The 13202-nt window shown below is 39.7% G+C and carries 10 protein-coding genes; 4 read left to right on the plus strand and 6 right to left on the minus strand.

Translation table 11 applies throughout. The annotated features are described in order from the left end of the window. Positions 1-11: 11 nt before the first annotated feature. Positions 12-854: a MurR/RpiR family transcriptional regulator gene (locus tag LKE40_13080; protein MCH3918363.1), complete on the minus strand. Its 843-nt coding sequence runs from the start codon at positions 852-854 to the stop codon at positions 12-14. A 147-nt stretch (positions 855-1001) separates the two neighbouring features. Here LKE40_13080 and LKE40_13085 point away from each other — a divergent pair, with 147 nt between their 5' ends. The 4 genes from LKE40_13085 to LKE40_13100 all read left to right on the plus strand — a co-directional run bounded on the left by LKE40_13085 (position 1002) and on the right by LKE40_13100 (position 5487). Beyond that, a complete protein-coding gene (locus LKE40_13085; GenBank protein ID MCH3918364.1) occupies positions 1002-2657 on the plus strand; it encodes an iron ABC transporter permease in 1656 nt (551 codons plus the stop codon). Between the two features lie 12 nt (positions 2658-2669). Further along, a complete protein-coding gene (locus LKE40_13090; protein ID MCH3918365.1) occupies positions 2670-3746 on the plus strand; it encodes an ABC transporter ATP-binding protein in 1077 nt (358 codons plus the stop codon). A gap of 219 nt (positions 3747-3965) precedes the next feature. Then, positions 3966-4799, plus strand: a complete 834-nt coding sequence (locus LKE40_13095; GenBank protein MCH3918366.1) for an ABC transporter substrate-binding protein — start codon at positions 3966-3968, stop codon at positions 4797-4799. Positions 4800-5178: 379 nt separating this feature from the next. After that, on the plus strand, positions 5179-5487 hold the full coding sequence (locus tag LKE40_13100; GenBank protein ID MCH3918367.1) for an SEC-C domain-containing protein: 309 nt from the start codon (positions 5179-5181) through the stop codon (positions 5485-5487). Positions 5488-5531: 44 nt separating this feature from the next. Here the strand turns inward: LKE40_13100 and LKE40_13105 are convergent, their stop codons facing one another. The 5 genes from LKE40_13105 to LKE40_13125 form a co-directional block, all read right to left on the minus strand. Continuing rightward, complete coding sequence (locus LKE40_13105; GenBank protein ID MCH3918368.1) at positions 5532-8183, minus strand: hypothetical protein; 2652 nt, start codon at positions 8181-8183, stop codon at positions 5532-5534. A 308-nt stretch (positions 8184-8491) separates the two neighbouring features. Continuing rightward, a complete protein-coding gene (locus tag LKE40_13110) occupies positions 8492-10693 on the minus strand; it encodes a formate acetyltransferase (GenBank protein MCH3918369.1) in 2202 nt (733 codons plus the stop codon). Beyond that, positions 10686-11579, minus strand: a complete 894-nt coding sequence (locus tag LKE40_13115; GenBank protein ID MCH3918370.1) for a glycyl-radical enzyme activating protein — start codon at positions 11577-11579, stop codon at positions 10686-10688. Before LKE40_13115 ends, LKE40_13110 begins: the two co-directional genes overlap by 8 nt. Before the next feature lie 8 nt (positions 11580-11587). Then, on the minus strand, positions 11588-12406 hold the full coding sequence (locus LKE40_13120; protein ID MCH3918371.1) for a carbohydrate ABC transporter permease: 819 nt from the start codon (positions 12404-12406) through the stop codon (positions 11588-11590). Next, positions 12399-13172: a sugar ABC transporter permease gene (locus LKE40_13125; GenBank protein MCH3918372.1), complete on the minus strand. Its 774-nt coding sequence runs from the start codon at positions 13170-13172 to the stop codon at positions 12399-12401. The genes LKE40_13120 and LKE40_13125 overlap by 8 nt, the downstream gene beginning before the upstream one ends. Positions 13173-13202: the final 30 nt, after the last annotated feature.

The raw sequence follows: 13202 nt of genomic DNA on the forward strand, positions 1-13202 counted from the left end.
AACTCCTTTTGTTAATTTCTCCGTGAAGCAATGATGTCTCTCATGCTTTCTAGAGATTTCATTCCTGTTTTTCGAATTTTCATAAGTTCAACATATACGGTATCTATTATCATCATCTGTGCAATTCTTCCTGTAAAAGACTCTGCAACAGGAGTTTGTGTCGTAACAGAAACACTTAGGACAAGGTCAGCCTTCATGGCTAAAGGAGATCTTTTGTTGCTTGTGAGAAGAATTATTTTAGATCCCTTTTCCTTTGCTTCATCCATTAGGCTCATTGTATCTTTATTAACACCGGTATGAGAGGTAACCAAGACGACATCATTTTTTGTAAGCTGTGATACAAGCATAAGTTGAATATGAAAATCTTGTGCAAAAACACAGTTTATTCCTGTTCTCATTAATTTATGGAAAGCATCTTCACTTACAATATTTGAGCCTCCAAGACCTAGCATGATGGTTTTATCAGCTTCATTTATCCATTTCGATGCTTTTTTTATACTGTTCCTGTCAAGATATTTCTGTGTACTTTGAAGAGTTGATATAGCAGCTGAGAAAATGATATCAATTTCATCATCTTCTTTATTGATTGGCAATTCGAATAGATTTGATTCTCTTTTAACTGTTTCTTCCACCAATGCTATTCTGAATTGCTGATAACCAGTGTATCCTAGTTTTTTTGCAAACCTGACTAGGGTTGATTCGCTTATACCTATATTTTCTGCCAAACTATCGATACTTGGTGATATGCCCAATGAGGGATCATTGAGAATATAATCGGCAATTATTTTTTCTTTCTTGCTGAAACTGGGATAGAGTGTCTTTATTAATTGAAGGCAACTTTCATTATGATCCATATAAAACCTCTAGTTTTTAGTTCTCTATTAGCTATCATAACATAAAAAAAATATTCATGCAAATTAAAAAAAATATTTTTTTCATCTTTACAGAATGATTTTTCCAGTTCATAATAAACCAAAATAATAATTAACAAGGAAATGAAAATGAGAAAAGTTGGACAAACAGATCCTATTCTACTAATCACAATCATAGTGGTAATGGCATCTTTAGTTCTTTTTTCTGTAATTCCATTGTTGCAGATACTGGTACAAAGTTTTGTTTCTTTTGATGGCAATTTTTCTTTGCAGGCATATATAAAAGCTTTTACTTCACGACAGAACTTTCATGCACTTACAGATAGCCTGCTTTTAGGGGTAACGTCAGGCATCATTGCCACAGCAATAGGTTTTGCATTCTCTTACTGTGCTTCCTATGTAGCAATGAAGGGAAAGGGTGTATTTAATCTGATTGCGATGCTGCCGATTGTATCTCCACCGTTTGCTGTTGCCCTTTCTCTTATTTTGCTTTTTGGAAGCCGAGGGTTTATTACGTACACTGTACTTGGCCTAAGAGATGTAAATATCTATGGATTCAAGGGCATACTTTTTGCACAAGTACTATCATATTTTCCGATTTCATATCTACTGTTGAATGGCGTATTAGGAGAAATTGACCCTTCAATAGAAGAAGCTGCTAGAAATTGTGGTGCAAGTCGATGGAATACTTTCAAAGATGTGACATTTCCATTGACATTGCCAGGGATTGCAAACTCATTTCTTTTGGTATTCATAAAATCAGTAGCAGATTTCGGTAATCCGATTACCATTGGCGGAGACTATCCAACCTTGGCAACACAAATTTATTTTCAAGCTATTGGCAACTATGATATGCAAGGAGGAGCTGCTGTTGCCATTTTACTTCTGATTATTTCAATGGGGTTATATGTATTCAGTAAATATTTCGTTACAAGTAAATCATATGTAACTATTACAGGAAAAGCAACGCGAGAAAGGGTAATGATCTGTGAAAAACATATTACGAGACCATTGAATACATTTTGTTTAACTATTTCTGGAATTGTAATTGCTTTTTATATTTTGATTCCTATGGTATCTTTTACCAAACTTTGGGGTATCAATTATTCTCTCACGCTTGATAACTATCGCTATGCACTTGCAATCGGGCTTGAAGGACTGAAAGATTCGACATTAATGGCTGCGTTTGCAACACCGATTACCGGAATTATTGCAATGGTTATTGCTTATTTAGTAGTCAGAAGAAGATTTTTCGGACGAAAAAGTATGGAATTCATTTCTATGCTCGGTATGACAGTTCCCGGAACTGTAATGGGAATTGGTTTTGTCTTGACTTTCAATAACAAACCTTTTGTATTGACTGGTACTTTGCTGATTATGGTCCTATCTTGCGTAGTCAGATACTTGCCGATAGGAGTACAGTCTGGAGTTACATCCTTGAAGCAAATTGATCCTTCAATTGAAGAAGCCGCAGCTGATCTTGGAGCGAATTCTTTTAAAGTTTTTACATCAGTTACATTGCCATTGATTAAGACAGCATTCTTTGGAGGGTTGGTCTATACCTTTGTAAAAAGTATGACGACAATCAGTGCAGTTATTTTCTTAATTTCAGCTCGTTATAAGTTGTTGACAGTTTCTATTCTCGATCAGGTTGATGCTGGCAAATTTGGTGTCGCTTCGGCTATGTCAACTTTGTTGATTGTTGTCGTTTATATTGCAATTGCAGTTCTGTATTGGTTTATTGGTAAACTTGGTGTCAATAAAAAAGATATCAAATTAATCTAAGGGAGTTTTCAGATGAGTAATAAATCTGTAAGGTTGGAAAATATAACCAAAGAATATATATCGCCGAATAAGAAGATATTCAAAGCTGTAGACCATATTTCACTCGAGATCTCAGAAGGTGAATTTGTCACTTTACTTGGTCCTTCTGGTTGCGGCAAGACTACTACATTGAGAATGATAGCCGGATTTGAAACACCTACTGCTGGTAGGATATACATTGGAAATACCGAAATCAATTCTCTGACACCAGATAAGAGAAATACTGCAATGGTTTTCCAATCATATGCCCTTTTTCCTCATTATGATGTATTCAATAATATTTCCTATGGCCTTCGTCTTAAGAAACTTGGTGCAGAAGAGATATCCGCCAAAGTACATGGAATAATTTCATTAGTAGGTCTTGAAGGACTTGAAACAAGATTTCCTAATCAACTGTCAGGGGGGCAGCAGCAACGGGTAGCTTTGGCACGTGCATTGGTGATGGAGCCTGCCGTTATGCTTTTTGATGAACCGCTTTCAAACCTTGATGCAAAGCTTCGTGTATCTATGCGGAATGAAATTAGAAAAATTCAGCAACGGCTTGGTGTTACAAGTATTTACGTTACCCATGATCAGTCTGAAGCCATGAGTCTTTCTGATCGAATCATAATCATGAATAATGGCAATATTGAGCAAGTAGGGACTCCTGTTGAAGTATACAAAGAACCCTCTTCGAAATTTGTTGCAAATTTCATTGGTAAAGCAAACTTCATCCCCGCTACCGTTATTAAGAAAATAACAGAAGATAAAGTGTTGGTATCGTTTTTTAATACTACCGAAACGGTCAGGGCCGATGTAAAAAAAACATATCAGCCCGGTGATCAGGTTGATTTACTTATACGTCCTGAGTCCATTGAAATTGATTCACAAGGGAAATTTCTAGGTAAAGTGTCTGTTTCTACCTTTATGGGTAATCTTCAGGAATATTTTCTTGAAATAGGCGGAATTACTCTTGATGTTGAACAAACAAACCCTGATACGGATCATATGGTGAAAGCAGGAGAAGAGATTAGATTTGCAATCAAGGCTGCAAATTTTCATATTGTTTAAAAAATAATTATAAAGGAGAAAAAAATGAAGATGAGGAAGTTTGTTATTGCTTTGCTTGTTGCGTTAGTTTCAATGGGTATTGGTTTTGCCCAGGGAACTACAGAAACAAAGTTGGATTCCGGAGAATTGACTATGTACATAGGAGTTGTCGAGGAACAAGCACTTAAAATTGCCCAGATGTATGAAGCAAAGACTGGAGTCAAGGTGAATTTTGTCAGAATGAGTGGTGGTGAAATCTTAGGACGACTACGTGCGGAAAAGGCCAATCCAAAAGCAGATATTTGGTATGGAGGTTCTGCTGATTCATTTGTTACTGCACAATCAGAGGGATTATTGACTCCTTATATTTCTCCCAACGCAGCTGATATCAGTAGTCAACAGAAAGATCCAGAAGGATACTGGACCGGTATCTATATCGGTTATCTAGGGTTTATTTGTGAAAAACAATGGTTTGAGGAACATAACATGAGATATCCTACGAGTTGGGATGATTTGCTTGATCCAAGATTTGAAAAACAAATTATTGTAGCAAATCCAGGTTCTTCAAGTACTGCATATAATCTTCTTTCAACTATGGTTCAGATGAAAGGGGAGAAAGATGGTATTGCGTATATGGCTGCCTTGGACAAACAGGTCAAGCAATATACATCAAGTGGTTCTGCACCAGCAAAATCCGTAGCATTGGGTGAATGTGCAGTCGGAATTACTTATTTGCATAACGGAATTCGTCTTATGAAAGAAGGCTATACAAACATTGCTTTATCAGTACCGAAAGAAGGAACAAGTTATGAATTAGGTTCTGTTGCAATAGTAAAAGGGGCTCCGCACGAAGAGGCTGCAAAAAAATTTATCGATTGGTGTTTGACTTCTGAGTGTCAGGAAATTGGACAGAAATATACAAATTCGTACCAATTCCTTACCAATCCTGCATCACATACACCTGATGAGGCAAAATCACTGGAAAATACAAAGTTGATACATTATGATTTTGAATGGTCGGGAACCAACAAAAATAGGTTGCTTGAAGAGTGGAATACTGCGACTAAGCATTGATATGGTTTTGGAATGCTACATGTGGAGCACTTCTATGGGATATACCCATAGAAGTTGACACATGATTGTTCATTATTCCCCTTAGGATTGACATTCGGAAGGAGTGGCATATGATGAAAACCTGATGCAATATTGCGTCAGGTTTTCCTTGTCCAAGGAATCTCTTTGTAAAATACAGATATAAGTATGATAGTTCCTTATGCAAAAAGAAAATAATCTAGCAACGAACTATCACATCGTAACAACTAGGTTACTTTGGTTTTCACTTGCACTTTTTTTGTTTCAATGGTCCTTTACAATTTAGTAACACTGTGCAGGAATGGTTTTATATTTATAGATTCATTTTACTGATTCAATCATTATTCCTTTTTTATGGAGAATGCAAAGAAAGCAAAAGCATAGGCCAGTATCTTTGAAGGGAGAGTTAGCTCACGGAGAACTTGGTTTGGTCGATGATTTTAAAAACTGGTGTGAATATTCTGATACACGTTCTGCATATGAATTTGCTAGTTTTTTACGTACAAAAAAGCGGGTAGCAAACAAATTACTATGTCCCTGTGGAAGTGGTATTAGGTATGCAAAATGTCATTGCCACGAAACTAATAAATATAGAAAATTGAAAAAATTCTTTATACGCAAAGAATTGGATGAATTGTTAAATAACCTTGGGGCCAATCGTTTATCATAAAGCTAATTGGTCCTGATGATGTTGTATGGACAGATAGTTTTGTTTTATTTTCGCTTGACGATAAACGTTTTGATTTCAAAGGGATGATATACTGGTGAAGTTGGTGGGCATGGACGTTCCAACATATCAGTTTCGGTCAGTGATGTTGCATCCAGACTAGAGTCCAGTTCAAGAATTCCTTCTGCATATGTTCCTGTCGTTTCTCTGATCCTGAAAGCGATACACTGGCGATTTTCTGCTATTTTGACCGTTTCAACTACCAGATGATTGCTTCCCTTGATGCTGATCAACGGTACAAATGTTTGCTTGCTTGGCCTCAACGGGTTGTTGATGACGGCAGCTTCGGATAGGACCGCAGGCAGACCTTTATCAGTAATATAGATGGAATAACTGAATACCTGTATTCCTCTGTCTGCAGTATCGTCGGGAGCTGTCGGACTACGTAGCAACGTAACTCCGATGACACCTTGTTTGGCATGATAGCCGAATTTGCTGTCGGTGATCAGAACACAGCAGAGATCGTCATCACGTACCATAGCATATTGTCTGCCAGGAACTTCAAACATTGCTCTCTCAAAGGAAGTATTTTCTGTTGTATTCCGGCAAACAAAACCGAATGGAATGTCAAATATGGCTTCGCACGATTCAATAGCTACAGGAAATATAGCTTGGAACATCCTGTGCTTTTCCTTCCAATCGACTGTAGTCTTGAAGTCAATGCGTGCCTTGTCAGCATGGACAATCATTTCTTGTCGTATTGTTGAATCTAAGCCTATTTTTCCTTGTCTGGTCATGTTGCAGTCCATTGGGCAGGCGACAGTATCAAGCTTGTCTACCATATCTTTTTCGATATCCCAGGCATCCCAGCCGATGGCATAATCTTCACCGAATAACAAGGTATTCCATCCTTTGCCATTTTTCCTCACCATTTCTTTCCCATGAAACAGGACACTGGAAAGTGTACCGTCAAAGGCAATGGCAATGGTTCCCCATGGAAGTCTGATACAATTATCTGTCAGGATAGCCGGGACTGTGGTAGCATGCTGGTCTATACCGGTTGCGTAAGGAGCAATACCCTCTGATGGGTATGGAGTAAGGTTCAGCATATACTTGCCTGGCTGTACGAGAGCAGAAAACATTTTTTCAAGTTGTGCTATAGCAGCTTGAAATGCAATCTTCATTTCCTTATACACAGTTGAAATACTACTGCCAGGTAAAATATCATGGAACTGACTGACTAGTACGGTCTGCCATACCTTGTCGATTTCGTTAGTGAAATTTTCTGCCATTGTTTGGCTGATGGATTTTCGTGCATATGCATTGCAGAGCAAATATTCACAGTCGTGTAGTAAGGCTTCAAGTTTTCTATAATTGCTTTTGATGACAGCTTGAGTCGTATAGGTGCCGCGATGAAGTTCAAAATAAAGTTCTCCTTTGTAGATCGGGAGATTCTTGGATGTTGCAAATACCTGATGCATCGATTGGGATAAAGAAGCCCATTTTACCTTAGGAAAACCTTCAAGATCTGTAAGTCGCTTCATTATTTCCAAATCATCCAAGGTGGTACCGCCTCCGCCGTCACCTTCTCCGATGGTGCGGAACAGGACTGATTGTACATCTTTATGCTGCACATGGTTCCATGAAGAGGCAATCTCCACAGGGTTATTTGTTCCTTCATAGCTTCCTTGGATCATGTGGGCCTTTATCCTTGAACCATCTATTCCTTCCCAGACAAACGTGTCATAAGGAAAACGGTTGGTATCGTTCCATCCAAGTTTGCTTGTGACAAAATAAGATACCCCGCATTTTACCAATAATTGCGGTAGATTACCGTTGAATCCGAATGAATCAGGGACAAAGAAAGTATCACCCCAATAACCGGGGAATAATTTTTCTGTTATCCTACGGCCTTTGAGAAGATTTCTGATCAAACCTTCCCCGGAGGAAAGTACGCAGTCAGGTTCGACAAGGCCGACACCATTGGGTTCCCATTGACCACTTTCGTAAGCCTTCAGTACTTTTCTATAAACTGAGGGATATTTTTTCTTGACTTCCAAAGTCTGAAGAGGCTGGGAGAACAGAAATGTGAACTGGGAATCCATGGCACAAAAAGAAGTCATATTGCACATTGTACGAGCTGCTTTACGTACCGTTTCAGCTTCAACCCATAACCATTCGTGATCTAAATGGGCACTTCCAGTTGAAAGAATAATCGGAGCATAGGTACCGTTTTTTGCTTGTAGAAGCGGTGCAATGCGTTTTCTGACTTCACGGGCCCGTTCTTCTCGATGAACAGGATTATCATCATAAAGTTCCATTTTGCTTAATGCATCATGCAACAATGAGATAGTCCGTTGATACAAAAATGATTCCTTTGGAAAGGTTTCACATACACGTTGCAAAGTCAATACATCATAGTATAGTTGATAAGAATCCATATTCTTTTTCAGCATTTGGGCATGTGTAAACCATAGCGGATAAGCTTTCTTACGCATGGAAACCGTAGTTAGCAATCTGGCACCGCCATTGTCAATGGGATGGTATCCAGGAAATGGATATCCATCCCAAGCGCAGATAGCCAATTCAATGTGCTTTCCGTTCCAAGGCTGCACGTTGACGAATTCATGGAAAGGATTGATTGCTGCCTGTGGGACATTGTCGATAAAGACCATTGCATCGGTTTCTAAAGAGAGCATCAACCAGGGGTTTTCTATCGGAGGAACTGTATAGGCAGTGGTAAACCAAGTATCACAATGAGATTTTCCAAAGGCGTACGGGAAAACTAGTCCTTGCCAGTTTTCCTGCGGTCTCGGTGAACGTTCTGGAACAGTAATTGTTTTCCAATTCCAATCTATGTTGCAGGGTTCAAAACGCCGAGTACGGAGAACCTGTACATACTGTTCTATTCTCTTTTGGGTTTTGGCTGTTATCATTTTTCCCCCATGGATCTTATAAACAAATGTTTTGGGCTTACCATCGATGCTATTATCTTTTTTCTACAGTTTCAGCTGTTGACGATTCTATCGACGACAAGTTGTCGGAATTCTGGAGTAAGCATACAGAAGTATGCAGTAAAACCGGTAACACGGACAATAAGTTCAGGGTAAAGTTCCGGATGTTTGTTTGCTGCCAGAATGACATCTTTGTTTATTATGTTTACATTGATTAATGTTCCACCCAGATCGAAATGGGTCAGGATAATGGTTTTGACGATTTCAACAGGATCACCACCCATGGTAGACGGGTCAAGTTCCAATTGCAGAGGTGCTGTATTTCCATAACCAGGCTGTACTGCTGCAATTGCAGTTGACATGGACAAGGACGCGGCATCATCGATAAAGTGAGGGACGGGATTGGCTCCATGGGTAATGGGATCGCCAAAACGTCTGCCATCAGGAGTGGCACCGACATCTCGACCGAATAAGTGCGATTTTGCCCATGAGAATAATCCTGGGATGAACTTGAGCTTATCATTGCTTTCCTTGATGACAAGATCTGAAAATGTATGTGAAATCTTGACAGCCCATGCTGTGCCTTCTTGGCTTGAACCATAGTGTTTGCTCCGACTCATCATCAATCGTTGCTGTTCACCATCAATGCCTCGCCAGTTCGTCCTGAGTTGTACATCAAGTGTTTCCCAGTTTATCTTTTTTTCTTTTTCAATGCGTTGCTCAATGGCTGTAAAACTGTCACTGACCGTCCCTAGTCCTGCTGCATCAATCGCAAGGTTATAATACATTGCTCCACCTCCGCTGATGTCCAGACCTCTTTCAATAGGACCATGGCTAAGCAGGTTCAATAGGAGCTCAGTTTCATTTTCAGGCTGAATCTTCAAATGAAATCTCATTGCTTCGGCAGTAATATGTACCGCTTTGGACAGATGTTCTGAAAATATTTTCCAAAGTAAAGCGACTGCAGGTTCTTTCTTTTTTGCTTGTTTCGTTCCTTTTATCTTCGGAATATAAGTTCCGATATCGCCGCCAAGTTCAGGGTATCCACATTCCCGCATCATTGTCTGCCAAGAAATTTCGAATATCTTGGCCATATTTATCTTGAACAAATCATTCAGAGTATATTCCATACCAGGAAGGGACATCCAATTGCACCCGACCGCAATGCGTTGACGTGCCAGTTGCTTGTCGTAGCCTAATCTGCAGAAGCCATCAACTAAAGCATTGTCACCAGAAAACCTTGGCCATCCTTCTTTATATGTTACCAAAAGTCTCACCGCCTTGTCGAACAGGTGCATGTTCATTTTGTCATGTACCCGAAGCGTCAGGTTCAGAGAAACGTTGATCTTTTCTGCTGCATCAAGAATTATATATGACAATTCACAAGTCTGATCATTTCCATTGGCATCGGGACCACCGATTTGCCAATATGCGGGATCATTGACGAGGAAACAACCCATGAAATAGACTGCCTCTTCCCTATCGATAAGTTTGGCCTTGAGGTCATGGTCATAATATGGTTCCAGCAATGTATCAAGTTGTCCACCTGCTCCGTCACGATTGAATGTACGGGAGACCAAATGAAACCAAATAATCCATTGCATTGCTTCTCTAAGTGTCTTTGGCTTATCGTTTAGGATATGTTCATTGACTTTTTTCTTTACCAGCAGTTCCTGTTTTTTCTGGGCATCTGATTCTGACTGAGCCAATTCATCAAGTTTGTCGATGTGATGTTTGATCCACACCTGGATACTTTTTATTACTCTTTCATGACAATCATAGAAATGCTTTTTCTCTGGATATTTTTTTCTATAAAAATCAATTTTTTCAAGCAGCCCTTTCCAACCGAGTTCCAGGCCTATTCTGTAATCTGGACAGAAATGTGCATCAAAACCTATGCCTGCATCGATTTTGTAATAATCAATTTGCTTTTCCAATTCCGGAGGCATGAGAGACTGTTTGTATTTATGAGGACGCATTTTTGACAGGAAGTACATCCAACGTCCGGTAAAGGCATCATCATCGTCTATAAAAACATCGTGGTGTTCCAACAGATCACAGATATTGTCTGTCCAGCCATCTATACCATAGAAACTTCCGTCAGGATCGTTTGCAATGATATGCCATGCAAAGGTAGGAACGATCCGTCCATAATCATCTTCGTCCAGACAGCCCTCATACTCGTATTTCTCCTGGGTTTGCTGTATTTTTTTTTCTCTGAGTCTTCTGAGTCTCTGTGCATATATATCATTCATGTTTCCACTCCTTGTCTGCGACAGCCTGTAGCTTTGCCAAATGTCCTGCATCATAGAATTCAGTATTCTGATAGTTGCACGCTATGCCGAATTGTCGGTATTTTGACAATCCTAAAGGATGATATGGTAACAGACGGTAATTTATGACATGATGCAAACCGGCAACGAATGAAGCAATTTCCTGTACTTCTTCAATTGAATCATTTACTCCTTCTATGATTGGGGTACGGATAATAAGAGAAGCTCCGTATGTATCCAATTGACGAAGATTTTCCATGATCCTTACATTGTCCAATCCTGTCCATTTCTTATGAAGGGTAGGGTTTGCCAATTTCAGATCAACCATATAGCAACCTACCAAACCAAGACTCTTTGAAAGCCAAGGTTCAAAAGGTATTGCTCCGTTTGTCTGAACAATTGTGTCTATATTCTTTTGTTTCAAAAGTCTGAGGCACTTAACTAAAAAGTCACCTTGGAGAAAAGGTTCTCCTCCTGAAAATGTAATACCGCCTCTTGAACGTCTGAAGTATGGTTCATCCTGCATTACTTCATTTACCAAAGTACTTGGTTCGTAGTATTTCCCTGATAAGGAAAAGACTTGTTCTGGGCAGATGTCAATACATTTTCCACATTTTGTACAAGTTGTCCGATTAATTGAAATTATCTTATTACTATAACTGAGTGAACGGGTAGGACAGATTTCCGTACATTGCAGGCAACCGGTACAACGTTCTGGCAAAAGGCCAAGTAAAACTTCTGCAGACAACGCTTCTGGATTATGACACCAAGGGCAATGCATGTTGCATCCTTTGAGAAAAACTGTTGTTCTGATACCTGGTCCGTCCTCCGTTGAAAAACGTTGGATTTTACTGATAAGTCCTTGCATTGTTGCTCCTATTTCAATGTTTGTCCGAACATGCCAGCAATGAATGTTTTCTGGAAAATCAGAAATACTGCAACTGGTGGAAGCGTCATAAGAATGCCCATTGCGGTAAGTCCACCCCAATTGGTACCCCATGTTCCGATAAATGACAGAATTGCTTGGGCAAGGACTCGTTTGTCAGGAGATGTTGTCAGTGCATAGGAAAAAGTATATCCATTCCAACAAGAGATAAATATATAGATTATGACGGAGACAATACCCGGGCGAATCATTGGTACCGTAACTCTGAACAAAGTACCGAAAGGTCCCAGTCCGTCAAGCAAAGCTGCTTCTTCGATAGTCTTTGGTGTGTTTGCTATGAAATTCCGTATCATCCAGATGGCGAGAGGAAGACTGAAAACGATGTTTACCACGACGACCCCTGATATTGTGTTGTACAATCCTATCCTATTGAAATAAGCAACCAAAGGGACCAATATGGCTGTAGCAGGTAACATAGGAAGAACAAGGAAGCAAATGCCAAGCAGGTCTCTACCCTTGAAAGTAAATCTAGCGAGTGCAAAGGCTGATAACAGGGCTACAGGAATTGTGAATACTATGGTTCCTAATGAAACCTTAAGGCTGTTTGCAAAATATACAAGGATTTCCTTCTTGTGAAAAATCTCGATATAGTGGCTGCCAGTAAGATGTTTTGGTAAAAAACCATAGTCATATTTCGGTGTCAAAGACATTTTCAGTCCCCATAACAGGGGAAACAGTGCAAATAGTGCAATAAGTATGTAAAGTAAAAACCTGATTGATTGTCTGAGAAGTTTATGTCTGCTATTCATAGATACTCTCCTTCAACAATACTTTCAGGTACAAGCTCATGAAGACAAGGCTGATCAGAATAAGAATCATACCGATTGCAGCTCCGATGTTAAGATCAAAGTTGACAAATGAGCTTTTGAACAACCTGACGGCAAGCGTTTCCGTAGAGTATCCTGGTCCACCTTTTGTCAGGGCGTACACGGATTCAGAATCCTGAAGTGTCCAGATGGTGACCATCAGGACTCCTATGCACAACTGGTTTGCAGTCAGAGGTAATGTCAGATAAAAGAAACTTTTTACTTTTCCTGCACCGTCGATTTTTGCTGCTTCATAGAACTCATTCGGAATAGTTGACATACCTGCGGCAAGAAAAAGCATTATGAAGGGAAAAGATCTCCAGAAGCTATGCAGGATCATGACAATCAGGGCGTACCGTCCGTTATTAAGTATGTATACATCATGTCCAGCAAAGAATTTGACAATCAGATGGATAAGTCCCATGTCAGGATCCAGCATAGAACGCACCATAAGCGTGCTCACCACGGGTGCAGAAATCCAAGGAATTAGATATAAACTCCGAAAGAACCTGGATAAACCACTGTCTTTGGTAATCAATAGGGCAGTTGCATATGCCATCGGTATCGTAAGACAGATATTACTGAGTACATATATCAAAGAAATTTTCAGGTTGGTGAAGAATCTGTTTCCCTCGTGGAACAACTGGCTGTAATTCAAGAGACCGACAAAGCTTGTTGCGCCTGACAAGCTGGTCTTTTCCAAACTCATATAGATTCCAGCTAAGAGAGGCCCGACAAG

The organism is Spirochaetia bacterium (assembly GCA_022482625.1).
GTDB lineage: Bacteria > Spirochaetota > Spirochaetia > Sphaerochaetales > Sphaerochaetaceae > Pleomorphochaeta.

Excerpts from the sequence above, each read along its gene's own strand:
- LKE40_13080 (MCH3918363.1), bottom strand. The coding sequence starts at position 854 with ATGGATCATAATGAAAGTTGCCTTCAATTAATAAAGACACTCTATCCC.
- LKE40_13085 (MCH3918364.1), top strand. The coding sequence starts at position 1,002 with ATGAGAAAAGTTGGACAAACAGATCCTATTCTACTAATCACAATCATA.
- LKE40_13090 (MCH3918365.1), top strand. The coding sequence starts at position 2,670 with ATGAGTAATAAATCTGTAAGGTTGGAAAATATAACCAAAGAATATATA.
- LKE40_13095 (MCH3918366.1), top strand. The coding sequence starts at position 3,966 with ATGAGTGGTGGTGAAATCTTAGGACGACTACGTGCGGAAAAGGCCAAT.
- LKE40_13100 (MCH3918367.1), top strand. The coding sequence starts at position 5,179 with ATGCAAAGAAAGCAAAAGCATAGGCCAGTATCTTTGAAGGGAGAGTTA.
- LKE40_13105 (MCH3918368.1), bottom strand. The coding sequence starts at position 8,183 with ATGCTCTCTTTAGAAACCGATGCAATGGTCTTTATCGACAATGTCCCA.
- LKE40_13110 (MCH3918369.1), bottom strand. The coding sequence starts at position 10,693 with ATGAATGATATATATGCACAGAGACTCAGAAGACTCAGAGAAAAAAAA.
- LKE40_13115 (MCH3918370.1), bottom strand. The coding sequence starts at position 11,579 with ATGCAAGGACTTATCAGTAAAATCCAACGTTTTTCAACGGAGGACGGA.
- LKE40_13120 (MCH3918371.1), bottom strand. The coding sequence starts at position 12,406 with ATGAATAGCAGACATAAACTTCTCAGACAATCAATCAGGTTTTTACTT.
- LKE40_13125 (MCH3918372.1), bottom strand. The coding sequence starts at position 13,172 with ATGAGTTTGGAAAAGACCAGCTTGTCAGGCGCAACAAGCTTTGTCGGT.